Origin of the sequence: Nocardia sp. NPDC050710 (genome assembly GCF_040654375.1) — a bacterium.
GTDB lineage: Bacteria > Actinomycetota > Actinomycetes > Mycobacteriales > Mycobacteriaceae > Nocardia.
Map to the genome: position 1 here is coordinate 232848 of NZ_JBFAHV010000009.1, position 23637 is coordinate 256484.

Annotated in this window: 17 protein-coding genes; 2 read left to right on the top strand and 15 right to left on the bottom strand. The window is 67.0% G+C overall.

Annotated features, from left to right (window positions below; genetic code table 11):
- Nucleotides 1–16: 16 nt before the first annotated feature.
- Complete coding sequence (nadA, locus tag AB0H61_RS18680) at nt 17–1060, bottom strand: quinolinate synthase NadA (protein WP_357305791.1); 1044 nt, start codon at nt 1058–1060, stop codon at nt 17–19.
- 76 nt (nt 1061–1136) lie between these two features.
- Between nadA and AB0H61_RS18685 the strand changes: the two genes are divergently transcribed.
- Complete coding sequence (locus AB0H61_RS18685; RefSeq protein ID WP_357305794.1) at nt 1137–1895, top strand: NUDIX domain-containing protein; 759 nt, start codon at nt 1137–1139, stop codon at nt 1893–1895.
- A gap of 18 nt (nt 1896–1913) precedes the next feature.
- On the opposite strand, the gene AB0H61_RS18690 is transcribed toward AB0H61_RS18685, so the two are convergent.
- From AB0H61_RS18690 to bioB, 8 genes are all read right to left on the bottom strand, one after another.
- The gene (locus tag AB0H61_RS18690; protein WP_357305797.1) at nt 1914–6023 is read right to left on the bottom strand and encodes a hypothetical protein; all 4110 of its coding nucleotides are present in this window, start codon (nt 6021–6023) and stop codon (nt 1914–1916) included.
- Nucleotides 6024–6189: 166 nt separating this feature from the next.
- Nucleotides 6190–10173, bottom strand: coding sequence for a hypothetical protein (locus AB0H61_RS18695; RefSeq protein ID WP_357305800.1), 3984 nt, complete (start codon nt 10171–10173; stop codon nt 6190–6192).
- Between the two features lie 1038 nt (nt 10174–11211).
- On the bottom strand, nt 11212–11397 hold the full coding sequence (locus tag AB0H61_RS18700) for a hypothetical protein (RefSeq protein ID WP_357305803.1): 186 nt from the start codon (nt 11395–11397) through the stop codon (nt 11212–11214).
- Between the two features lie 84 nt (nt 11398–11481).
- Nucleotides 11482–15960 (bottom strand): hypothetical protein, encoded by a 4479-nt coding sequence (locus AB0H61_RS18705; protein ID WP_357305806.1) that lies wholly within the window; start codon nt 15958–15960, stop codon nt 11482–11484.
- 157 nt (nt 15961–16117) lie between these two features.
- Complete coding sequence (locus tag AB0H61_RS18710) at nt 16118–16651, bottom strand: DUF1353 domain-containing protein (protein WP_357305809.1); 534 nt, start codon at nt 16649–16651, stop codon at nt 16118–16120.
- 94 nt (nt 16652–16745) lie between these two features.
- The gene (locus tag AB0H61_RS18715) at nt 16746–17420 is read right to left on the bottom strand and encodes a DUF2567 domain-containing protein (RefSeq protein WP_357305813.1); all 675 of its coding nucleotides are present in this window, start codon (nt 17418–17420) and stop codon (nt 16746–16748) included.
- A 35-nt stretch (nt 17421–17455) separates the two neighbouring features.
- Nucleotides 17456–17683 (bottom strand): hypothetical protein, encoded by a 228-nt coding sequence (locus AB0H61_RS18720; RefSeq protein ID WP_357305816.1) that lies wholly within the window; start codon nt 17681–17683, stop codon nt 17456–17458.
- Nucleotides 17684–17692: 9 nt separating this feature from the next.
- The gene (bioB, locus tag AB0H61_RS18725) at nt 17693–18706 is read right to left on the bottom strand and encodes a biotin synthase BioB (protein ID WP_357305819.1); all 1014 of its coding nucleotides are present in this window, start codon (nt 18704–18706) and stop codon (nt 17693–17695) included.
- Nucleotides 18707–18811: 105 nt separating this feature from the next.
- Between bioB and AB0H61_RS18730 the strand changes: the two genes are divergently transcribed.
- The gene (locus AB0H61_RS18730) at nt 18812–19396 is read left to right on the top strand and encodes a TetR/AcrR family transcriptional regulator C-terminal domain-containing protein (RefSeq protein WP_357305822.1); all 585 of its coding nucleotides are present in this window, start codon (nt 18812–18814) and stop codon (nt 19394–19396) included.
- 340 nt (nt 19397–19736) lie between these two features.
- On the opposite strand, the gene AB0H61_RS18735 is transcribed toward AB0H61_RS18730, so the two are convergent.
- The 6 genes from AB0H61_RS18735 to AB0H61_RS18760 all read right to left on the bottom strand — a co-directional run bounded on the left by AB0H61_RS18735 (nt 19737) and on the right by AB0H61_RS18760 (nt 23589).
- Nucleotides 19737–20234 (bottom strand): hypothetical protein, encoded by a 498-nt coding sequence (locus tag AB0H61_RS18735; protein ID WP_357305825.1) that lies wholly within the window; start codon nt 20232–20234, stop codon nt 19737–19739.
- Nucleotides 20235–20238: 4 nt separating this feature from the next.
- The gene (locus tag AB0H61_RS18740; protein WP_357305828.1) at nt 20239–20712 is read right to left on the bottom strand and encodes a F0F1 ATP synthase subunit B; all 474 of its coding nucleotides are present in this window, start codon (nt 20710–20712) and stop codon (nt 20239–20241) included.
- A gap of 6 nt (nt 20713–20718) precedes the next feature.
- A complete protein-coding gene (gene atpE / locus AB0H61_RS18745; protein WP_357305901.1) occupies nt 20719–20979 on the bottom strand; it encodes an ATP synthase F0 subunit C in 261 nt (86 codons plus the stop codon).
- 48 nt (nt 20980–21027) lie between these two features.
- Complete coding sequence (gene atpB, locus AB0H61_RS18750) at nt 21028–21747, bottom strand: F0F1 ATP synthase subunit A (RefSeq protein WP_357305831.1); 720 nt, start codon at nt 21745–21747, stop codon at nt 21028–21030.
- Nucleotides 21744–22028, bottom strand: coding sequence for a hypothetical protein (locus AB0H61_RS18755; RefSeq protein WP_357305834.1), 285 nt, complete (start codon nt 22026–22028; stop codon nt 21744–21746). The genes atpB and AB0H61_RS18755 overlap by 4 nt, the downstream gene beginning before the upstream one ends.
- A gap of 427 nt (nt 22029–22455) precedes the next feature.
- A complete protein-coding gene (locus AB0H61_RS18760; RefSeq protein WP_357305837.1) occupies nt 22456–23589 on the bottom strand; it encodes an MFS transporter in 1134 nt (377 codons plus the stop codon).
- Nucleotides 23590–23637: the final 48 nt, after the last annotated feature.

Sequence of the window (23637 nt, forward strand, 5' to 3'; positions counted from 1 at the left end):
CGCCGCCGATGGCGGCTCATTCACCACCGCCCGGGTTACCGATCTCGATCATCCGCTGGACCGAATTCCGGCCGCGCGCCGCGGTTTCCGGATCGACGTGCACCTCATCGGCGCCCTCGACCAGGCAGCGCAGCAACGCCGCCGGGGTGATCATCTTCATGTACTTGCAGGAGGCCCGGTCGTTCACGGCCTGGAAGTCGATGCCGGGGGCAGCCTTGCGCAACTGGTGCAGCATGCCGACCTCGGTCGCGACCAGCACCTGATTCGACTTCGCCGCCTTGGCCGCGTCGATCATGCCGCCGGTGGACAGGATGTGCACCCGGTCGGCCGGGAACGAGCCCTCGCCCGCCAGGTACAGCGCCGAAGTGGCGCAACCGCATTCGGGGTGCACGAACAGTTCGGCGTCCGGGTGAGTGCGCGCCTGTTCGGTCAGCTCGTCACCGTTGATGCCCGCGTGCACGTGGCATTCGCCCGCCCAGATGTGCATATTCTCGCGGCCGGTGACCCGCTTGACGTGCGCGCCGAGGAACTGGTCCGGCAGGAACAGCACCTCGCGATCGGAGTCGATGGAGGCGACCACGTCGACGGCATTGGACGAGGTGCAGCAGATGTCGGTGAGCGCCTTCACCTCGGCGGTGGTGTTCACGTAGGAGACGACCACGGCGTTCGGGAATTCGGCCTTCCAGGCGCGCAGTTCGTCCGCGGTGATCGAGTCGGCCAGCGAACAGCCCGCCCGCTGGTCCGGGATGAGGACGGTCTTGGCCGGGCTGAGAATCTTCGCCGTCTCCGCCATGAAGTGCACGCCGCAGAACACGATGGTGTCCTCGGGCGCCTCGGCCGCGATGCGGGACAGCGCCAGCGAATCACCGACGTGGTCGGCCACGTCCTGGATTTCGGGCAACTGATAGTTGTGCGCCAGGATGGTCGCGTTGCGCTCCCGCGCCAGCCGCTTGATCTCCTGCGCCCACTCCGGCGTCGCCTCCACACCGGCGAATCCGGACGGTCCGTCGAATACCTGTTCCATCAGCGGAGGCGCCAGTTTCACACCCGTCATCGCCATGATGGCTCCCTTCCTCGTGCGGCCGGCCTCCTCGCCGATTCGCACCAAACCAGGTTTTCGACTTACAATCGAAAACGTGCCCCATAGTAGCACCATCCACGAATCGCTTACCGCGGTGTTCCAGGTTCGCCGCTTCAGCTCCGGCATCACCGCAGGTAACGGCATTGCGGAGCCGGTCGAACCCGGTTTCGGCCCCTGCCCGCCCGGTCATCGGACCGAACTCGCCGTGCTGCTGTGGGAGCGTGCCCTCGACCCCCAGAAGGGCACCTGGTCACTCCCGGGCGGCCGGTTGCGCATCGACGAGGATCTCGACGTTTCGGCCCGCCGCCAACTCGCCGAGAAGGTCGACGTGCGTGAGCTGACCCATCTGGAACAGCTCTCGGTCTTCAGCGCCCCCGATCGCGTCCCGGCGCCCCGGCGCATCGCGTCGGCCTACCTGGGCCTGGTCCCCCTCACCGCCGATCCGCAACTCCCCGACGACACCGCCTGGCATCCGGTCTCGACCCTGCCGACCATGTCCTTCGACCACGGCACCGTCGTCGAACACGCCCGCACCCGCCTGGCCGCCAAACTCTCCTACACCAATATCGCCTTCGCCCTCGCCCCGTCGACCTTCACCATGTCCACCTTGCGCGAAATCTACTGCGCAGCACTCGGATACGACGTGGACACCACCAACCTGCAACGCGTCCTGTCCCGCCGCAAGGTCATCACCCCCACCGGCGACACCGCCGCACCCGGCCGCGCCGGCGGCCGCCCCGCCGCCCTCTACCGCTTCACCGACTCGGAGATCCGTGTCACCGACGAATTCGCCGCGCTGCGCCCGCCGACGTGAAAGATGATGTGCGGGTGCTCAATCCGTCGCTGCGCAGGGCGGGTCGTAGTCGAGGTTCGGGACGTGTTCCGACCACACCCCGCGCGTCATCGTCCCGGTGGTGAGTTCACAGATTCGATCGGCGGCATGCCTCGGATCCAGGTCCCACAGTCGCATCAGGTGATCCGATGCGCGGGCGACGAGATAGGTGCCGGAGGGGTGGAATGACGTCGTGGTGGCGTACGCCGGTGCGCTGCCCGCCTGTCCGGCGATCATGGGGTGCCTGATCGGCCGGGGGTGCTGCCGATCCGCGAAATCCCAAAGGCGGACCTGGAATTCACTGACCGAAACGAGCGAATGCCCATCCGGGGTGAACGCCAGCGCCCCCACCGCCGATGTGTGGCCGGGCAGCGGGTCGCCGACCGGTTTCGGGTGTGCCGGATCGGCGATATCCCACACCGTGATTTGCTGGGCGGATCCCGAAGCGGCGACCATACGTCCGTCGGGGCTCACTGCAACCACCTCAGCGCCGCCCGTGCGACCGGGTGGCGTGCGACCGAGCAGTTTCGGCCGACCCGCCTCGGACATGTCCCACGTCGATATCGCGGTACCGGTACCCAGCACCAGCACGGCGTCGTCCTGCCGGAACGCGATGCTCCAGACCGATTCCGCCCCGCTCGGAATCCAGTCATCGACCGGCCTCGGCCGCGTTCGATCGGCAAAGTCCCACACGCGCAGTCGCCCACCGGCCCGGAACCCGCCATTGACCTCCAGCCACTCGACGGCGACCAGGTAGCGCGAGTCCGGTGTAAAGGTTTCGTCGGTGACGTGCCCGAGGTCCGCGTCCGACCATTCCGTTGGCGGCGGGACCGAGGCGAGATTCGAGACATCGTAGATCTTTGCCAGCCCGCCCGACCGCCGAGCGATCACGGTCCGCCCATCGGGACTGATAACCGGCGTGGTCCAGCCCATCCCCTGATCGAGCGTAGTCAGCCGCCGCAGCGCCCGGGAATCTTCGGCAGCCCACAGTTCCAGCGCACCATCGGAATTCACCGCAACCATGCGGGTACCGCGCGCATCGAATTTGGGATAACCGAGCGCTGCGAACCCCTTGTGAACTGTCGACCACAGCCGGACGGTGCCGTCGCTCCATCCGACCGCCAGCGTCCGGCCATCCGGCGCGAATGCGGTCGCGGTCACCGCACCGATACCTCCGGCGATCGGTCTGCCGAGCGGAGCGGGCGATCGGGGGTCCGTCAGGTCCCACACCGTCACGGCGCTATCGCCGGACCGCACCGCAAGGGTCTGTCCGTCACGGCTGAACATCAGCGCAGAGGCGGAATATCCGCTCACCGCGCCGAACGGTTGACCGGTCTTTCGAGGGGCGAGCGGATCCCGCACATCCCACATCTGGAGCGTCGAATCCGCGCGCTGCTGGACCACCAATGTCCGACTATCCGGACCGAATGCGAGCGAAAGAGGCGCTGCCGGGAACGACGCCACCGGTACCGCGGGCAATCCAGGATCGTCGATGCGCCACAGCTGCACGTCCACACTGCTGGACGTAGAGCTCACGGCCGAGCGCAGATCCGGACTGACGAACACGACTTCGAACGCGCGCGAGGTCGCCGGAATCGGTTCACCGAGCAATGTCGGACGCTCGGGATCGGCGACGTTCCAGAATACCGGCCGATTATTCGGGCCATTCACCACCAGAACCCGGCCGTCCGGACCGAATAGTGCGGGCCAAGGGTCACCGCCGGGAATTGTCGTCGACCCGATCGGGGTCGGGTGGGCCGGGTCGCGCAAGCTCCACAGCCGAAATCCGTTGTCGGCACGCGTAACAAAGGTAGAACCGGTCGGATCGACCGTCACGTCGGTTCCAGGCGCCACCTCGCCGGGTGCACTTTGCCACAACTGTTTCGGGTGACGAATATCGGCGACGTCCCAGGTTCTGATGATTCCATCCGCCTCGGCGGAAACCAGCAAGCCCCCGCCCGCTCGAAACGACAAGCCGGAATTGCTGTGCAGTTGTCCGGGCAATGGCGTTGTCAGCGGCAGCGTTTGGGTGTTGACCAGACGCGCGCGCACCTCCGAATCACCCGGTCGTAGCCGATCGGCAACCAGAACCAATTGCGCAGAGAGCGACGGATCGGAGTGCTCGAGTCGATCCGCCTCGGCCAATACCGCCGCGAAGATCGCGTTATCGCGCTGCACCTTCGCCGAACCGGATTGCACGAACGCCACACCTGCCAGTACCAGCGAAACCACACCGAGCAGTGCCAGTGCGGCAATGCCCGCACCGATCAGACGGTGTGTCCGCCGCCGTGCGGAGTCGGCGGCACTGAGGAATTCATCCTCGACCGGTCCCACCGGACCGTTGTCCGCGTGACCGCGCATGGTAGTCAGCCGGGCACCTCGATAGAGCAGCGACGGGTCACGATCCTCGAGCAGCCACTCGCTCGCATCCGCCCGCAGCCGTTGCCTCTCCAGATATCCGACTCGATCCTCATCGATCCACGAGCGCAGCCGCGGCCAGGCATCCAACACGATCTCGTGGGTCAAGTACGCCGATTCCGCGTCCAAGGTGATCAAGCGATAGCGAGCCAGCGCCTCGAGGGCGGCCTCGGCGGCTTCCACTGTCTGGCGGATCAATTCGGCGCGGGCGACCTTGCGGCGGGTGTCGCGGGAGTCGGCGCCGACCGTGACGAGTTCGAGTACGACTTGCTTGCCGACAGACTGCTGGAACTCCGTGAGTTCTAACCAGGCCTGTTCCGCGGTGGCGGCGACCGAACCAAGGACACCACCGGCCTGCCGGTAACCGTCGATGGTCAAACGCATTCCATCGCGGCGCTGCCAGACCGCCGCCATGACATGCGAGACCAACGGCAGCGCACCCGGGTCGTAGCCGTGTCGCCGCCCGCGTCCGCCGAGCCCGCACAGTTCGCTGATGACCAGCTCTTCCAGCCCAGGTTCGAGTTTGTACCCGGCCAGTTCGGCCGGGCGGGAGATCGCTTCGGCAAGTTCGTCCAAGCGCATCGGGCCGAGGACATAGCTGCGGTGTTTGAGGGCGTCCTCGAGGACCGGGACATCGAGACAGGTGGCGTAGAAATCGGCGCGAACGGCGATCACGACCGCGGCGGGTTCGCGTTCGCCGCGAATCGCGATGTGTTCCAAGGCCGCGAGGAATACCTCGCGTTGCCGTTCGTCGCGGCACAGTGTGAACAATTCCTCGAACTGGTCGACGATCAGCAGACGACGGCGGCCCATGCCCCACCCGGCGAGCCGCGCGCGAACTCGCTCCACCTCGATCGGCTCGCCCGTCGATGATTCGGTCTCGGCCGAAGGCTCGACCTCCGAGCCTGGATCGAGGTGGGCACCGTCGATCGGCTCGAACTCCTTGCCTTCGATCGTCTCGAGCCCGGCGTGGCCGACCTGCGCAAACAACCCAAGATTGGGCGACTGCTGTTGTGCAACAACAGGTTCGGTGCCACACTCGCCGATCGCGGCAACCAGCGCGCGGACCGGATCGGTACCCGGTGTCAGTGCCGAAACGACCCACTCCCCTACCGGATCGGCCAGCTCAGGTATCAAACCCGCCTCCAGCAAGGAGGACTTGCCCGCGCCCGAGGCGCCGACCAGCATCACGATGCCACCGTGCCCTTCGGAACCGACTGTGGCTCGGACCAATTCGGCGAGCTCGGCGGTCGGCCGGGTGCGGCCGAAGAACAGCTCCGCATCCTGCCCGTCGTAGGAGGTCAAGCCGAGATACGGGCACTCCGCACCCTCGGACTCCGGATCCCATTCGTTCGACGCCGTCCAAAGCCGCTGCCACTCCTCCACATCCAGCAACGCGGACGGCACCGGCTTGCTGGACTTGCGGGCCTCGTCGGTCAGCGTGAGCAACACCGGCAGAAAAGATTCGAAGCGGGCAGGCACATTCCGTCCCGCCTTCCAATCGCTAATGCGTTGCATGGACGCACCCGCCTTCTGCCCGGGAGCCCGCGTGGCCCGCATCCGGGCTTCGGCCGCCGCGGCCACTCGCCGCAAGGTCGGGTTACCCGCAGCCTCGAACAGCGCCGCGAACTGCCGCGAGAACACCGTCCTCGGCGAGGGCCGCCACCGTGGCTCGGTAGGGCTCGAATCCACCTGTCCTCCTGCGCATTCCGATAGCGGGAGCGACACCCCCCGGTTCGCATCGAGATTAAGGGACGGGGCGCGTCGCGGATCCGGCGAATCCGGCGAATCCGCTGGTAGCGGAGCCGGATCCGATGTCCGGTCCGGAGCGATCCGGGCATCCGCCGACGCGGGCGTCCTACTCGCAGACAGGTCGATACGACACTCCGGACAGGTGGTCGGCCCAAACCTGTCGATCCAATATCGATCCCGCTGCATCACAAATGCGGGTGACTTCATGCCGGGGATCGAGATTCCACAGCGTCGCACCACCGGCACCGAACTCGATGAGGTGCCTGCCGTCTCGGGAGAAGGCCGCCCACCGAACCATCGATCGCCCCGACGTGATCGCGGGATGCCGGATAGACGCAGGTCGCGCGCGGTCGGAAAAATCCCAGAGGCGCACGGTGGTATCGGCACCGCTGGACACCAGTTGCCGCCCATCCGAGTCGAACGCCAGCGATGCGACCCGGGCGGTATGGCCGATGAGCGGCGTACCGATCGGCGTGGGCCGGGCGGGGTCACCGATATCCCAGACGCGGATGGACTGATCGTCGCTCGCACTGACGAGGGTGCGCCCATCCGGGCTGAATGCCATGGTGATGCCCGATTCCGCCTGACCCACCCCGATCGCGGCCAGTCGCGTCGGCACAACCGGATCGGACATGTTCCACAGGGTGACCGACTCGTACATCCGGGCAATGGCGAGCATTGTGTCGTCCAGGCTGAAGGCGATGTCGAAGATGTAGTCATCAGCGGTCGACAACGGCCCGCCAACGGTGTGCGGACGGCTCGGGTCGGAGATATCCCAGGCTCGAACCACATCCAGACCCGAGTCGCCGACGATCTCTCCGGTGATCAGACGGCGACCGTCCGAACTGAATGCGGCAGCGGTCACCAATCCGACCTCGCTTCCGGGCAGCGATACGAGCAACTTTGCCGCGGCCGGATCGGAAATGTCGTACAGCATCATCCCCGAGAGGCGCTCATCGCGAACCAGCAGCAGGTGTCCATCCGGGCTCATCGCGATCAGCTGGCCCGGCGATTCCAGCCGACCGGGCGACCGCAGGGCACGTCCGTTGTCGATCCGCCATATCTCGATGGTGCCGTTGCCGGCATACGCATCGGTGGCAACCGCCAACTCACCACTCGCATTCACCACCGGCCAACCGATTCGATCCGATTCACCGAAAGTCCCATTCTGCGGCATCGACCACAGGCGAACGGTCCCGTCTTGGCCGCCGGTCAGCAGGGTGTGCCCGTCCGGGACGAAGGCCAGCGCCGAAATCCATCCCTTGGGCCCGGCCAGCGGCCGACCGGCCGATACCGGTTTCGCGGGATCGGCGAGGTCCCACACCGAAGTCTGCAATTCGCCGGACTGTACGGCGAAGAACCGGCCGTCCGGACTGAACGCGAGCTCCGCATTCACCACCGCCGAACCGGCTTTCGGCATCGTAGCCAATGCCCTGGGCGTCGCGGGATCTCGCACGTCCCAGAACTGGATGTCGCCGTTGCTCGATGCCACCGCGATCCGGGTGCCATCCGCACTGAACACGGCCGAGGTCGCGGTGCCGGGTAGGTCCGCGACCGGAGTGGCCGGTGCGAGCGCATCGGCGATACGCCACAGCCGCGCCGGACCATCGGATTCGACGACCATGGCCAGGCGCAGGTCAGGACTGATCGCAAGTCCGTTGACAAGACCGTTCGATTTGGGAACCGGGCTACCCATCAACCGCGGATGCGCCGGATCACCGATATCCCACAATGCAATCGTGAAATCGGAGTGCGTGGTCGCCACTGTCTTCCCGTCACGACCGAACGCGACAAAGCTCGGATACCCGATGGGGATCGGCGCCCCGATCTGTCGCGGATTCGCTCGATCTCGCACGTCCCACAGGCGGACGGTATCGTCCGCGGCCGCGGAGGCCAGGATCGTCCCCGCCGGATTGAACGCCACCATCCCGATGAAGTCGTCATGTCCGGTCAGCGGCGCACTGACCGCTGTCGGTTGCCGTCGGTCGGAAATATCCCAGAGCCGAATGGAATCACCGCCACCGGCCGCGACCAATCGTCCATCCGGCGAGACCGCCACACTCCGGACGTAACCGGCCGCCCCCGGCAGCGGACGCGCCAGCGGCATGGTCTGGGTGTTCACCAGACGCGCTCGCACCTCCGGATCACCGGGCCGCAGTTGCTCGGCGACAGCCACCAGCTGTGCCGACAGCGACGGATCGGTGGCCTCCAGGCGGTCCGACTCGGCCAGTAGCGCCTGGAATATCGCGTTGTCGCGCTGCTGTTTCGCGGTACCGCTCTGCACGAACGCCACCCCGGCCAGCACCAGTACGACCACCCCGAGCAGGGCCAGGGCCGCCTTCGTCACCGACGACCGCCGATCGGTTCGCCGCCGCGCCGCGTGGGCCGCGCTCAGGAACTCACCGGCGACCGGGCCGATGCTCCCGTGTTCCGCATGCTCCTGCATGGTGGTCAGGCGCGCACCGCGATACAGCATCGAGGGATCGCGACCGTTCGCGGCCCACTCCGACGCATCCGCTTGCAGCCGTTGCCGTTCCAGATACCCGACCCGATCCTCATCGATCCAGCCACGCAGCCGGGGCCAGGCGTCCAGGACGATTTCGTGGGTCAGGTATGCCGAATCCGAGTCCAGGGTGATCAGCCGACGACGGGCCAGCGCTTCCAGCGCGGCCTCGGCGGCCTGCACGGTCTGGTTCATCAGTTCATCGCGGGCGATCTTGCGGCGGGTGTCGCGGGAGTCCTCGCCGACCGTGACCAGACCGAGCACCACCTGCTTGCCGACCGACTGTTCGAACTCGGTCAGTTCGTTCCACGCCTGTTCGGCGGTGGCGGCGACCGAACCGAGAACACCACCGGCCTGCCGGTAACCGTCGATGGTCAAACGCATTCCATCGCGGCGCTGCCAGACCGCCGCCATGACATGCGAGACCAACGGCAGCGCACCCGGGTCGTAGCCGTGTCGCCGCCCGCGTCCGCCGAGCCCGCACAGTTCGCTGATGACCAGCTCTTCCAGCCCAGGTTCGAGTTTGTACCCGGCCAATTCGGCCGGGCGCGAGATCGCTTCAGCCAACTCGTCCAGGCGCATCGGACCGAGCACATAGCAGCGGTGCTTGATGGCGTCCTCGAGCAACGGGACGTCCAAACAGGTGGCGTAGAAGTCGGCGCGAACGGCGATCACCACGGCGGCGGGCTCGCGTTCACCGCGAATCGCGATGTGTTCCAAGGCCGCGAGGAATACCTCGCGATGCCGTTCGTCGCGGCACAGCGTGAACAATTCCTCGAATTGATCGACGATCAGCAGACGACGGCGACCCATGCCCCACTCGGCGAGCGCAGCGCGCACTCGCTCCATCGAGTGCTCGCGCGGCTCGCTCTTCAACAATTCGGTTTCGGCCGTTGGCTCGACTTCCGTACCGGGATCAGGCTCCGTGCCGCGCTCGCCGATCGCCGCGAGCAGCGCACGAACCGGATCCGCACCCGGCGTCAACGCCGAAATTGCGCATTCCCCTATCGGATCGGCCAGCTCGGATATCAAACCCGCCTCCAGCAAGGAGGACTTGCCCGCGCCCGAGGCGCCGACCAGCATCACGATGCCACCGTGCCCTTCGGAACCGACTGTGGCGCGCACCAATTCGGCGAGCTCGGCGGTCGGCCGGGTGCGGCCGAAGAACAGCTCCGCATCCTGCCGGTCGTAGGAAGACAGGCCGAGATATGGACTCTCCACATCCCCGGACTCCGGATCCCATTCGTTCGACGCCGTCCAGAGCCGCTGCCACTCCTGCACATCCAGCAACGCGGGCCGCACCGACGTGCTCGACTTGCGCGCCTCATCGATCAATGTCAGCAATACCGGCAGAAAGGATTCGAAGCGGGCAGGCACATTCCGTCCCGCCTTCCAATCGCTAATGCGTTGTATGGACGCACCCGCCTTCTGCCCGGGCGCCTTGGCCGCCCGCATCCGAGCCTCCGCCGCCGCGGCCACCCGACGCAGCGTCGGATTCCCCGCCGCCTCGAAGAGCTCCGCGAACCGCTGTGCGAACAGCGTTCTCGGCGAGGGCCGCCACCGTGGCTCGGGCTGACTCGAATCCATCTGTCCTCCTGCGCATTCCGATAGCGGGAGCGACACCCCCGGTCCCCACCGAGATTAGGACAGGGCGGCCGTCGCCGATTCTGCGGATTCGTCGAATCCGCTGGTACGGAAGCCGGATCCGCTGTCCGGTCCGGAGACTGCCGGGTATTCCGTCCGACCGGCGGTGGCCCCGATCACCGCAATGATCGGGGCCACCGGGCTTTTCGAACGTCGGTCCGGGATCAGGACAGGATGCACACCGGCCACAGGCACGGAACTGCGGTCTGCACCTGAGCTGCGCTCGCACCCACCGGGGGCGGTGCCGCCACGGCGGGAGCTCCCAGCAGGATCCCTGCGAATAGTGTGATTCCGGCCGTAAATGCCTTCAGCGTCATGACAATCCCCCTCGTGCGTCGGAAGGTCTCCGCGTTGCGATGCTCGATCGATCGAGCCATTCGAACGCTAGAAATGCCCTCCGCCCACGAACACCGCGATTGCGTCGATATCGACGAAAAGCACAGGTGGATACCGGTATCGGAAAACCCCGGACCGGACATCCGGCACACTCAGATCTGTCCGGACCGGACATCTGTATGCGCATGCGGATGTAGACATCGGCCTTCGACGCCCCTCCTGGCCACGAACTGTTGCGCGAACAGTGCCTCGCGGGTAGGTGTCGCAACCCCGACACGACGGCGGCCCCGATCACCGTAGTGATCGGGGCGGCCGGATTATTCGGTTCAGGCCAGAATGCATACCGCCCAGATGCACGGAAGGGCGGTCTCCACCGGAGATCCGGCCCCGCTCGGCAGAGTCTGCGCCGCTGCGGCGGGAGCTCCTATCAGAATCCCTGTGATCAGTGCTGTTGCGGCCGCCAATGTCTTCAGCGCCATGACAGTTCCCCTAATGGGTCGGATGGTTTCCGCGTTGCGGCGCTCGATCGACCGAGCTATCCGAACGCTTGGAATGTCATCCGCCAACGAACACCGGGATACCGGCAGCCATCCGGACCGGACACCCGCGGGATCTGTCGAACCCGGAAGAGTGGTCAGCCGCGGATCACGAGTCCGGTACCTGCTTGCGGTGCTTACTCCCGCGCCGGTACTGCCGCTTGCTGCGGACAGGCTGTGCGGCACTGCTGCGCCGTAGCGCATGACGCCGCCGCCACGCGGTCAAATCCGGTCGCTCGTTGGCGGTTTCGTCGGCCGTGCTCGGCTCGAGCACGGTCCGAATGCTGGCATTCATCACCGACGCCTCCCCTCCGTATCGATTCGGTCAGTGCCGCAACGGTACCGAGCACGGGCGGCCCGGTTCCACTGATTTTCGCGGCTACGCACAGGGCGGGGCGTAGGCGAGCTCCGGCAGATGGTCTCTCCATGCCTGCGGGGTCAGCACTGTGCGAGTGAAGGCGCAGATCCGGTCGACCGCCGGTTTCGGGTCGAGGTTCCACAGTTGCCCCTCGCCGCCCGCACCGATGCCGAACAGATATTTGCCGTCGGGGCGAAAGGTGGCGGCTAACGGGTACTTGGCACCCGGATAGGCCGCCACCGGGTGCCGGATCGGGGTGGGGGCGTCGCGGTCGGAGAAGTTCCAGAGCCGCACGCCATCCCGGCCCGCGGTGGCCAACAGCCGACCATCGGCACTGAAGGACATCGAGGCGATGAACGACGTGTGTCCGGTCAAGGGATCGCCGACCTGGACCGGCTGATCCGGATTCGCGGTGTTCCACACCCGAATGTTCTGATCGTCAGATGTCGTGACGAATATGTCGTTCCGCGGAGACCAAGCGACTCCGGTCCAGGATCCCGTTGGTGGGAACGGGACTTGCCCGCGCCGCTTCGGGGCCGCTGGATCGGAGATATCCCACAACATCACCGATTCATCAAGTCGCCCGATCGCCAGCAGTGTGCCGTCCGGGCTGAATGCGACGCCCGACACCATATCGCTGCTCTTCGACAATGCCGGGCCGAGCGGGCGCGGATGCGCCGGGTCCACGACGTCCCAGAGCTGAACGACGTCGCCTTGACGAGTTTCGGCGCCCGTCGCCGGCCGAATCCCACCGGTAACCAGGTATTTCGAGTCCGGGCTGAAGGCGGCCGCGCTCAGCAGTCCCGCCCGGTCCCGCGGTAGTTGCGCCGACTCCCGAATCGCGGTTGGATCCGAGATATCGAATATACGTATCCGCTGGTCGTCCCCGTCGAGCAGCAGCATACGGCCGTCCGGGCTCATCGCCGGATGGGTGGCCATCGCCGGGGCGAACGGTATCCGGCCCAGTCGGCGTATGGCCCGCCCATCGCCGACCTGCCAGACCTCAATGGCGCTGTCGGTCACGGTGGCCATCACCTCGCCCGTGGCGTCGATCGTTGCTGCGGCACGCCAACGAGCAGGATCGAGAATGCCCGTGGCGGGCAGCGACCACACGCGCACCGTGCCATCCTGGCCACCCGTCAGCGCCGTGTGCCTGTCGCTGGTGAAGTCGATACCGCTGATCGCACCGGCACTACCCGCGAGTTTGCCATGCGACACCGGGTTCTCCGGATCCGCAATGTTCCACAGCGCTACCGTGCCGCGGTCGGACTCGGCCGCCAGAATTCGGCCGTCGGCACTGAACGCCAATGCCGCCCCGTGGACCTTGTCGCCGTAGTCCAGAGGCTTGCCGACAAGCCGCGGACCGGCCGGATCACGGATATCCCAGAGGTGAATCGCATCCTGGGCAGCCACCGCGACAGTCGTCCCGTCGGCGGCGAATACCGCCGAGACCGCGTCATCGCTCAACCGGCCGATCGGCACCGCAGCGACGCGAGGGTCGGTCACACGCCACAGGGTTGTGCCCTTGTCGCTGATCACGACTACGGTCCGCAGGTCCCGGCTGAGCGCGGCGCCGAAGACGAAGTCATCGCCGCGTGGCAACGCGACAGGAGTGCCGATCACCGTCGGACGGGACGGATCGGCGATGTCCCAGAATGTGATTCCGTCATCGGCGCCCGAGGTCGCGAGCGTCGTGCCGTCGGACCCGAATGCCACCATGGTGGGGTAACCGATCGGCAAGGGAGCGCCGATCGGGCGCGCGTGCGCAGGATCTCGTACATCCCACAGCCGCACGGTGTCCTCTGCCCCCGCAGAAGCGAGAAGCGTTCCATCCGGACTGAATTCGACATCCGCGACGAAGTCCGAGTGCCCGGTGAGCGGCGCACCCAGCGCAGCCGGATTTTGTCGGTCCGACAAATCCCAGAGCCGCACCGTGTTGTCCGCACCGGCCGAGGCGGCGAGCCGTCCATCCGGGCGAAGGTCCACGTCATAGACGAATCCTTGGTGTCCCTTCAGCAGGCTGGCCAACGCCATGTTCTGGGTATTGGCCAGGCGCACATCGACTTCGGGATCGCCAGGCCGAATCCGATCGGCCACCAGCGCCAACTGCGCCGACAGTGACGGATCAATGCTCTCCAGCCGGTCCGATTCCGCGAGCACCGCGGCGAAAATCGCATTGTCGCGCTGCTGTTTCGCGGTGCCACTCTGCACGAACGCGACCCCCGCCAACACCAGCGCCACCACGCCGAGCAGAGCCAGCGCGGCCTTCGTCAGCGAGGATCGCCGCTCAGCTCGCCGCCGCGCCGCGCGGGCCGCACTCAGGAATTCCCCGGCGACCGCCCCCACGGTGCCGTGCTGCGCGTGCTCCTGCATGGTGGTGAGCCGGGCACCCCGATACAGCATCGAGGGATCGCGGCCGTTGGTGACCCACTCCGACGCATCCACCTGCAGCCGTTGCCGTTCCAGATACCCGACCCGGTCCTCATCGATCCAGCCGCGCAGCCGTGGCCAGGCGTCGAGCACGATTTCATGGGTCAGGTAGGTGAATTCGGCGTCCAGGGTGATGAGCCGGGTGCGGGCCAGCACCTCCAGTGCCGCTTCCGCGGCCTCGACGGTCTGCCGGACCAGGTCGGCACGGGCCACCTTGCGGCGGGTATCGCGCGAATCATCGCCGACCGCGACGAGTTCGAGCAATACCTGCTTGCCGATCGCCCGCTGGAACTCCGAGAGTTCGCCCCAGGCCTTCTCCGCGGTCGCGGCGACCGAACCGACAACGCCTCCCGCCTGCCGGTACCCCTCGATGGTCAACCGCATGCCGTCACGGCGCTGCCACACGGCAGCCATCACATGCGACATCAAAGGCAGTGCGCCCGGGTCGTATCCGTGCCGCTGCCCCCGTCCACCCAACCCGCACAGCTCGCTGATGATCAGTTCTTCGAGCCCGGATTCCAGTTTGTAGCCCGCCAATTCGGCCGGGCGGCTGATGGCCTCGGCCAGCTCGTCCAATCGCATCGGCCCCAGGAGGTAGCTGCGGTGCTTCAGCGCGTCCTCCAGCACCGGCACATCCACGCACCGGGCATAGAAATCGGCGCGCACCGCGATCACCACGGCGGCGGGCTCGCGTTCACCGCGGATGGCGATATGTTCGAGTGCGGCGAGGAAGGTCTCGCGCTGGTGCTCGTCGTGGCACAGCGTGAACAGCTCCTCGAACTGATCGACGATAATGAGGCGGCGGCGATCCGGCCCCCACGCCGCCAGGGCCGCAGCCAGTGACTCCACCGATTCCGAAGAACCCCCTGCGTTCTCGGAATTCGGATCGGCCGCACCCTGCACAGGATGCCGGATACCCGACGCAGTCGATGCTGTCCCCACCGCATCAGCCACGACGTCCGACACCACCGGACGCTCGGTGAGTCGCACCGAATCGGGATCTCCCGACACAGCCGCAACATCGACCCCCGAACCCACCACCACCACCTCGGCCACCACCCCGTGCTCATCGGACCGCGCCGCGCCCGAATCCCCGGCCACGACACCACCGCCGGACCTCGAACCCATCACCGCGACGTCTTGAGACGCAACCGGACGCTCATCGAGGCCCTCCCCATCGGATTCCCCCTGCACATTCGCGCCAGACCCCGAACCCACCACCGCAGCGTCGGACGCCACCCGGCGCTCATCGAGCCCCATCACCCTGGAATCCCCCGATACACCCATGCCGGACGCACAGCCGACAGCCGCCGTGCCAGTGGCCACCCGATCCGCATCGGGCTCCACCGGAACCCTCGGCACGACAGACCCCGATTCCACCACCGACGGCCCGTCCACAACGCGGTCGCTCCCCTCCGATCCGACCGCGTCCAACAGTGCGCGCACCGGCGCCGCGCCGGGAGTCAGCGTGGCAATCGCCCACTCCCCCACCGGGTCTGCCAGCGCGGGCAGCAATCCCGCCTCCAGCAATGATGATTTGCCCGCCCCGGACGCACCGAGCAGCATGACAATGCCGCCCTCGCCGCCGGATCCCACGGTGGTGCGGACCAATTCGGCGAATTCGGCGCTCGGTCTGGTGCGACCGAAGAACAGCTCCGCATCCCGACGCCGATACGAGGTCAGGCCCAGATAGGGGCATTCAAAGGTCTCCGACTCCGGATCCCATTCATTCGAGGCCGTCCACAACCGCTTCCACTCCTGCACATCCAGCAGCGCGGGCGGCACAGGCCTGCTGGACTTGCGTGCTTCGTCGATGAGTGTCAGCAGTACCGGTAGTAGCGATTCGAATCGCGCGGGCACATTGCGCCCCGCCTTCCAATCGCTGATCCGCTGGACCGGCACCCCGCTCTTCTGTCCCGCCGCCCGCGCCCCACGCATCCGCGCATCCGCCGCCGCGGCCACCCGCCGCAAGGTCGGATTCCCCGCCGCCTCGAACAGTGCCGCGAACTGCCTCGAGAACATCGCCCGCGGCGACGGTTGCCACCGCGGGTCCGCTCGACTCGAATCCATCTGCCCTCCTGCACATTTCCCCGGCGGGAGCGACCCCGGCCCGCACCGAGATTAGGGCAGCAGAAATGACGGCGGTCTACCGAATTCGGCGAAAGTGCTGGTCAGGACGGCCAGATGAGTGTCCGGACCGGATCTTTCCGTACCGGGCGGCGATCGCTCAGGCGGTTTTCATCTGCGGCTCGGGCGGCGGGGCAGCCGTGCGATTGCGCAGCCGGGAGACGGCCCAGAATCCCAACTCCACCAACCAGAACAGCCAGAGAAAGACGCTGACCACCACCACGGGGATGGCGAGGAAGACGATCGAGGGCACGGCGATGAGGAGGTAGCGGGCGATGTCGCCCGGGGTCGCGCCGTGTAGCCGGTTCGCCGAACGCACTGCGGCCCACATCATCCAGCGGCGCGGGACCGAAACACCGAACTCCCGCAGGCAGCGCCGGAACAGGCCATCCGCATCGGCGGGGCTCACCGCTTTCGACTTCAGCAGATAGTCGTGCAGGATGGCGGCGCGGGTATAAGCGCCGTAGCGCGGAACCAGCCAGACGAGCGCCCGTGGCACCGAAGCGAAGTCGGTGCGAAAGCCCGCGGGCACGGTGAATTCGTCCGCATCACCCTGATAGATCAGCGGCTCGGTCAGCCGCCAGAATTTGGCGTCGAGCTCCTCGACTACCGGACCGCTACCGATGAAAGCCATGACCGGTTCCTCCCCGAAAGCACAGCGTATACCGCGATTTTAGGTCATCGTGGTATGTCCGTGCCGTCCGGTGAGCAACGGTTCGGACACCGTATCAGCGTGCGGTGCGAGACTCCGGCACCGAACTCGCGCCGTCGGCCGGACCGTATCCACCGTAGGCCCCACCCGCACCGTTGGTGGCGACGCCGTACGGGATAGCGGGACCCGCGGGCTCGGCCTTCTCGGCGATATCCGGCACATACTGCTCGAACGGCCGGTTCGACCCGAACGGCCCGCTGAATCCGGTGCCGAGATCCTCCGACGGACTCAATGCGGCCAGGAACAGCAGTACGAGTGAGGCGATCAGCGGCTGCACGATGAGTGCGAGCGAACTGCCCACCTCCGGCGCCAGCGCGATGATCTGCCCGACCGGCGGATCATCGGCTCGCGGATGCTGCCACGCGGCCACGGCCTCGCCGAAGGCTTGCATGCCGAATGCCCCGGCCACCGACCCGATCAACAGCCCGACCTGGAGGATCGGGCCGCGCGCCGCCCGCAGTCGCCAGGCGCCGACCGCCGAGAGCAGCCCGACCACCGCGCCGATGCAGACGAAGATCGCCAGCGCGTCGAACTGATGCGCGCTCTCCCCGGTGAGCGCGGCGCCGCGTCCCGGTTGGGTGACCAGCAGTTGCTCGGTCGGCGCCAGGCAACCCCACACCACTCCGCCGATGAGGCTGAACGCGACCACCGCGCCGACGGTCAGCAGTCCCGCCGCCAACTCGCGCCGCATGCCACCCGTGTCCGCACCGCCGTCCGCCGCCACCACTAGCGACGTTCCAGACTGGCCGAGTCGATCACGCCGTGCCGGGAGCACTTGGCCCACCAGCCGTCGGGACTCACCTGCACGATCATGCGGCGGCCGCACTGCTCGCAGAAGCGCGGCGGCTCCAGGCCCAGTGCCGCCGCGGCGGGAACCGCGTCATCGAGCCCGGGCACGATCCGCTTGCCGGTGAACGGGTTGTAGCGCTCGTCCATATCCATGACAGTACCCATGGTCGCGGCTCAGAGCGTTTCGTTTAGCGCCTTGATCGGCATCTTCAGCTCGCCGAGCAGATCCAGGTCCGCTTCGGCGGGGCGGCCGAGGGTGGTCAGGTAGTTGCCGACGATGACGGCGTTGATGCCGCCGAGAATGCCCTGTTTGGCGCCGAGATCGCCGAGAGTGATCTCACGACCGCCCGCGAAACGCAGAATGGTGCGCGGCAGCGCGAGCCGGAACGCGGCGACGGCGCGCAGCGCGTCCGCGGCGGGGAGCACCTCGAGGTCGCCGAAGGGGGTGCCCGGGCGCGGGTTGAGGAAGTTCAGCGGAACTTCGTCCGGTTCCAGCGCGGCCAGGTTGGCGGCGAATTCCGCACGCTGCTCCAGGGTTTCGCCCATGCCGAGGATGCCGCCGCAGCAGACCTCCATACCCGCCTCGCGCACCATGCGCAGGGTGTCCCAGCGCTCCTCCCAGGTGTGCGTGGTGACCACATTCGGGAAGTACGACTTGGAGGTCTCCAGGTTGTGGTTGTAGCGGTGCACGCCCATGGCGGCGAGCTGATCGACCTGTTCCTGGTTGAGCATGCCGAGCGAGCAGGCGACCTGGATGTCGACCTCGTTGCGGATCGCCTCGACGCCCGCGGCGACCTGGGCCATCAGCCGCTCGTCCGGTCCACGGACCGCGGCAACAATGCAGAATTCGGTGGCACCGGTCTTGGCGGTCTGCTTGGCGGCCTCGACCAGGCTGGGGATATCCAGCCAGGCGGCGCGCACCGGGGACTGGAACAGGCCGGACTGCGAGCAGAAGTGACAGTCCTCAGGGCAGCCGCCGGTCTTGAGCGAGATGATGCCCTCGACCTCGACCTCGGGGCCGCACCACTTCATGCGCACCTCGTGCGCCAGCGCGAGGAGTTCCTCCAGCCGATCGTCGCCGAGCCGGAGAACATCCAGGGTCTGTTCCTGGTTCAGGCCTTCGCCGCGCTCGAGCACCTGCTCGCGGGCAATAGCCAGAATGTCGGTAGTGGCGGGTGCCTGGGTCACTGCACGAATCCCTTCGTCCGGCCGAGGTGGCCGTGCAACTTGAACGGTGTTCAGGCTAGGGTAACGGTAGACAGTGAGTCAAAGCACGACGGGGAAGGAATTCGGGTGCAGCTGCACAGGGCGGACGTGGTCGACGGCGCCATCGCCATACTCGATCAGTACGGACTCGCCGATCTGACGATGCGGCGGCTGGCCGGCTCGCTGCAAGTCCAGCCGGGCGCACTGTACTGGCATTTCCCCAATAAGCAGGCGCTGCTGGGCGCGGTCGCCGACCGCATCCTCGCGCCGATGGACGATCCGGTCGATACCACCGAATGGTCGGATCAGATCACCGAACTGGCGCACCGCCTGCGCAACTGCCTGCTCGCCTACCGTGACGGAGCCGAATTGGTGTCGGCGACATACGCGTCGCGGCTCACCACGAGCAAGGGCCGCGAACGCATGGTGAGTGCCGCCATTCGCGCGGGCATGCCGCGGCCGGAGGCCGAACTGGCGGCCTTCACCCTGCTGTACTACGTGCTCGGCCAGACCGTGGACGAACAGTCCCGCATGCAGATGGATTCCGTCGGCGCGCTGCCGGAGGACGCGTCACCACTGGAGGACACCCCGGACGCCACCGCACGATTCGACTTCGGGCTGCAACTGTTCGTCGCCGGGGTGCGTCACCTGCTCGGAACCCGGCTGCGCTGAATCCGCGTCGACCACACCGACCGCACGCCCACCGGTTACTCGCCGACTGGACCGGACAACGAACACGCGCGATCACGATGGACGACCGGACCGTGCCCGCCACCGGGCTCGCGCCTGCTCGCCCACCTCGGCCGAAGAACCTGACGAACCCGCCGCGTAGGGATCGGCTGACACTTGGAGGGCGCGACGCCCGCCGACCGCGTGTCAGCCTCGCGGACAGCGACTTACGAACGACTACGTCATTCGGCGGCCGCCGAGCACGGTGGTGACGATCCTCGGACTCGGACTCGGGCGCCCTGATCGAGAACGGAGTCCCGGTCGGCGGCACGAGCCGGAGTGTTCACGCCATGGCCTCGAGTTCGTCGAGGAACCGGTCGACACCGTCCGACTCGGCCTGCGCCGACCCGAGCCGCTGCCGCACCATGTGCTCGGTCCGTTCCAAGACGGCGGCATGGAATCCCGTCCGCAACTCCCGGACCAACTCCCTGCGCACCTGCTCGATCCGCGCCCGGCCGTGCCGCCTCGTGCGCACGGCCGCCGCCTCGGCTTCCTCCCGCATATCCGCAAGAATCCGTTCCGCGGCGGCGTGTGCGTCCTTTTCGAGCTGCGCCGCCGCGAGACCCGCCTGAGCGAGCGCCGCTTCGTGCGCTTCGGCGGCTGCGACGACCTGGACGGCTGCGCGTTCGCTCTCCTCCAGCTGCATGCGAATACTGTTCTGTGTCTTGACCATTGCCATACGAACTCGCGGCGCCACCCATCTGGCCAGGACGTATACGAGGATCACGAAACCGAACAGCTGGCCGAGAAAGACCGGCCAGTCCCAGGCAATGTGGAACATGCGCCTATCTCCCTCCCGCCCGGGCATTTTCGGTGCCGAGCACCCGAACGGCGAGCGTCTGCGCGAGCGGGTCGACGCTCTGCCGGAGGTCGGCAGCCACCCGATCCGCATCCGCCCGCAACTCGGCGACCGACCGCGTCACCAGCGCATCGGATTCCTCCTGCGCCGCGTGCCGCCGCTGCTCGACGATCGAACGGCCCTGCTCGCGCGCCCGATTCCGGATGCCGGTAGCCGTCATACGCGCATCCGCGAGCGCCGACCGGTAGGCGGCCTCGGCCTCCGCGCGCGCCTGCCTCGCCGCGTGCTGATCAGCCGCGGTCTTGGCGACACGCGCTTCGCGTTCCGCCAGCACCCGCTGGATCGGCGGAACGACACAACGCCAGATGACACCGAGCACAGTCAGGAAGATCAGCAGCTCGGCGAAGAACGTACCGTTGGGGAGCAGGAAGTTCTCCCCGGCAGTATTTCTCGTCGACATCGCACACTACTTACCGGGTGTCGCGAAAACGAACAGCGCCATGAACGCGAGGTTGATGAAGTACACCGCGTCGATCAGGCCGACCGCCATCAGGTAGTTGCCGCGCAGCCGGCCTTCCGACTCCGGTTGCCGGGCTACACCGTTGATCAGCGCGGAGCCTGCCATTCCATTGCCGAAGCCCGCGCCTATCGCGCCGCCGAGCATGATGAATCCACCACCGATCAGCGCCGCCGCCTGGATGATTCCCGTGTTGGTGATGTCCGACATTTTCTTCACTTCCCTTCGTCGTGGAACAGGTAGGTCTTCGGCGGCCGATCAGTGGTCGCTGTCGCGCGCCATCGACTGGCCGAAATAGAGGATGGTCAGCAGCGAGAAGATGAACGCCTGGATGAGCCCGACGAACAGGTCGAGCAGTTTCCAGACCGCATTGGGTCCCCAGCTGATCCAGGCCGGGAGGAGCGTGATCACCGAAAGCATGACGCCACCGGCGAACATATTCCCGAACAGCCGCAGCGACAGCGACAGCGGCTTGGCGATCTCCTCGATGATGTTGATGAATACCATTGGGCCCCAACCCGTGTGACCCTTCAGCAGCTGCTTCAGGTGGGTGAGCGGTCCGCGCCGCATCGCACCGGCCACCTGGTAGGCGACGAAGACGAATGCCGCGAGGGCGTAGACGAAGTTGACGTCCGCCGCCGGCGGATGGAGCAGCTCGCCCTCGCCGTATCGCGTCGGCAGCACCGCCAGCCAGTTCGACAGCAGGATGAAGGTGAACAGCGTGACCGCGAGCGGCAGCACGAACGGCGCGATCCGCATCCCGATGGCGTTCTCCACCTGCCCCCGCAGCTGCACCGTCACGGTCTCGAAGAAGAGCTGAACCCCGTTCGGCACACCGGAGGTCACCGTCGCCCGTAGATAGAACGCCATACCGAGCACGATCGCCGCCGCGACCGTCGTCGACAGAATCGTGTCGACGTTGAACTCCATCCCGAGCCACCGCGCGGTTTCGTGTTCACCGACCTTGATCGCCGTCATGTCCGTCTCCCCACCATCGGCCGCGCGACCCAGAGCAGCGCAGCGGCTTGAAATAACGCCAGCCCGAAGAAGATTCCGATTCCGCCCGGCCGCACGAAAGAGGCCACCGCAATCGAAAAAGCCGTCAGGACGAACAATCTCGTGGCCGAAAGGAGCGCAAGACGTCCCGCGCCCGCGGCCGCCGAATCAGCGATTCGTGCAGCCGCCGCCCGAGTGAACCGAGCATTCCCCCAGCCGAGCGCCAATCCGGCGCACATGAATACAACCAGCGATGTCGCCACTTGATCCTCCCCGTCGAGGTCGTGATACTACGTAGCATAGTTGCTACATTTGATCGTGGCAACGCTATTGACTGAGCTAGGCCTTGTGCGATTAGCTAGAGAGATGCGCGTCCGCGCGTTTGTCGATCGGCTTCAGACCTCGCGGCGGTGCGGGGCAGGTCGGCTGCGAGCGACCCACAGTGGCGGCCGATCGAACCGAAGGCAGTGCGGCGCGGACCGATCAGCCACGGCTCGGCGAGTCCGTCAGCCGAGGAACTCCGACAGCACAACCGTTTCGACGACGTCCGCGGCGCGCTCTACGAGCACGACGGCGGTGGATTTCTGTGCTGCGGTGCTCGGCATGGCTGTCGGTCGGACCGCCACGGCTCGGGGCGGGCAGCGGCGAGACAACACATGTGGCGCCACCCACGGTCCACGCGGGACGACGCTAGACCCTCGCGGATTTCGGTGGCTCGGGAACTCCGGGGAACCAGCGCTGCATTGCCGCCGCGCCCAGGACCGAGGTCAGGGAGAGGGTGACGGCCGAGGCGCCCAGGACCGCGACGGCGCTCATGACGCCGACGGCGGTGGGGCCGACGAAGGAGCCGAGGTCGTGGGTCAGGCGCCAGGCGCCGAGGAACTCGGCGCGGCGGCCGTCCGGTGCGACGTCGGCGCCGACGGTCATGATCAGGCCGTTACTGAGACCGTTCGCCACACCGAGGACGGCGGCCGACGCGGCGACGGCAAGGGCGGAGGAAGTCAGCGGCAGGATGGCGTAGCCGACGGCGAACAGGACCATGGCGGGGACGCCGGTGGCGCGGCGTCCGTAGCGGTCCAGCCAGACCCCGGCCGGATAGGACATCAGGACATCCATCGCACCGGCGACACCGAAGATCAGGCTGGTCGTCGCCGCGCTGACGCCGACGTGCGCGGCCCAGAGCGGAAGCAGCGCGAGCCGCGCCGACCGCGCGGCGCCCACCACAAGCGCCGCCGAGCCCCATGTGCCGAGCAGCCGCCGATTCTCCAGCACCACCGTGTGCAGGGGCTGGGTGTCGGACGCGGAATACTCACCATCGATCGCGCGGATCGACAGCATTGCCGCCGCAGAGAGCCCGGTCGCGCCGAGTTGCAACCACAGCGCGCCGTCCGGCCCCATGACGTGCACCGGGACAGCGCCGAGAAACGGTCCGCAGAAGAGCCCGAATCGCGACGCACCCGCCAGCAGCGACATCGCCCGCCCGCGATCGCCCGGCGGTACGACGGCGACCAGGTAGGACTGTCGCGCCAGCCCCCACACCGCCCCTGACGCACCGATGAGCAGCATGCCCGCCGCCAGCACACCGATATTCGGCGCAAAGATCGCGGCGACGACACCCATCATGCCGACCGCGGATCCCACCGCGATCGCCCCGCGCTCGCCGATCCGCTCCACGATCCGCCCCGCGGGCAGATCGGCCAGCACCATCCCCAAACCGGTCAGCGCGACGATCACGCCCGCCGGACCAGCGGATACCCCGAGTTCCAGCGCCCGCAGCACATACATCGGCGCGGCCGCCCCGAACCCGATGCTATACACCGCCATCGGGACGAACATCGACCACGCCAAGCTTCGCAGCGGTACCGATTGTCC

Excerpts from the sequence above, each read along its gene's own strand:
- nadA (WP_357305791.1), bottom strand. The coding sequence starts at position 1,060 with ATGGCGATGACGGGTGTGAAACTGGCGCCTCCGCTGATGGAACAGGTA.
- AB0H61_RS18695 (WP_357305800.1), bottom strand. The coding sequence starts at position 10,173 with ATGGATTCGAGTCAGCCCGAGCCACGGTGGCGGCCCTCGCCGAGAACG.
- AB0H61_RS18700 (WP_357305803.1), bottom strand. The coding sequence starts at position 11,397 with ATGAATGCCAGCATTCGGACCGTGCTCGAGCCGAGCACGGCCGACGAA.
- AB0H61_RS18705 (WP_357305806.1), bottom strand. The coding sequence starts at position 15,960 with ATGGATTCGAGTCGAGCGGACCCGCGGTGGCAACCGTCGCCGCGGGCG.
- AB0H61_RS18710 (WP_357305809.1), bottom strand. The coding sequence starts at position 16,651 with ATGGCTTTCATCGGTAGCGGTCCGGTAGTCGAGGAGCTCGACGCCAAA.
- AB0H61_RS18715 (WP_357305813.1), bottom strand. The coding sequence starts at position 17,420 with ATGCGGCGCGAGTTGGCGGCGGGACTGCTGACCGTCGGCGCGGTGGTC.
- AB0H61_RS18720 (WP_357305816.1), bottom strand. The coding sequence starts at position 17,683 with ATGGGTACTGTCATGGATATGGACGAGCGCTACAACCCGTTCACCGGC.
- AB0H61_RS18735 (WP_357305825.1), bottom strand. The coding sequence starts at position 20,234 with ATGTTCCACATTGCCTGGGACTGGCCGGTCTTTCTCGGCCAGCTGTTC.
- AB0H61_RS18740 (WP_357305828.1), bottom strand. The coding sequence starts at position 20,712 with ATGTCGACGAGAAATACTGCCGGGGAGAACTTCCTGCTCCCCAACGGT.
- atpE (WP_357305901.1), bottom strand. The coding sequence starts at position 20,979 with ATGTCGGACATCACCAACACGGGAATCATCCAGGCGGCGGCGCTGATC.
- atpB (WP_357305831.1), bottom strand. The coding sequence starts at position 21,747 with ATGACGGCGATCAAGGTCGGTGAACACGAAACCGCGCGGTGGCTCGGG.
- AB0H61_RS18760 (WP_357305837.1), bottom strand. The coding sequence starts at position 23,589 with ATGGCGGTGTATAGCATCGGGTTCGGGGCGGCCGCGCCGATGTATGTG.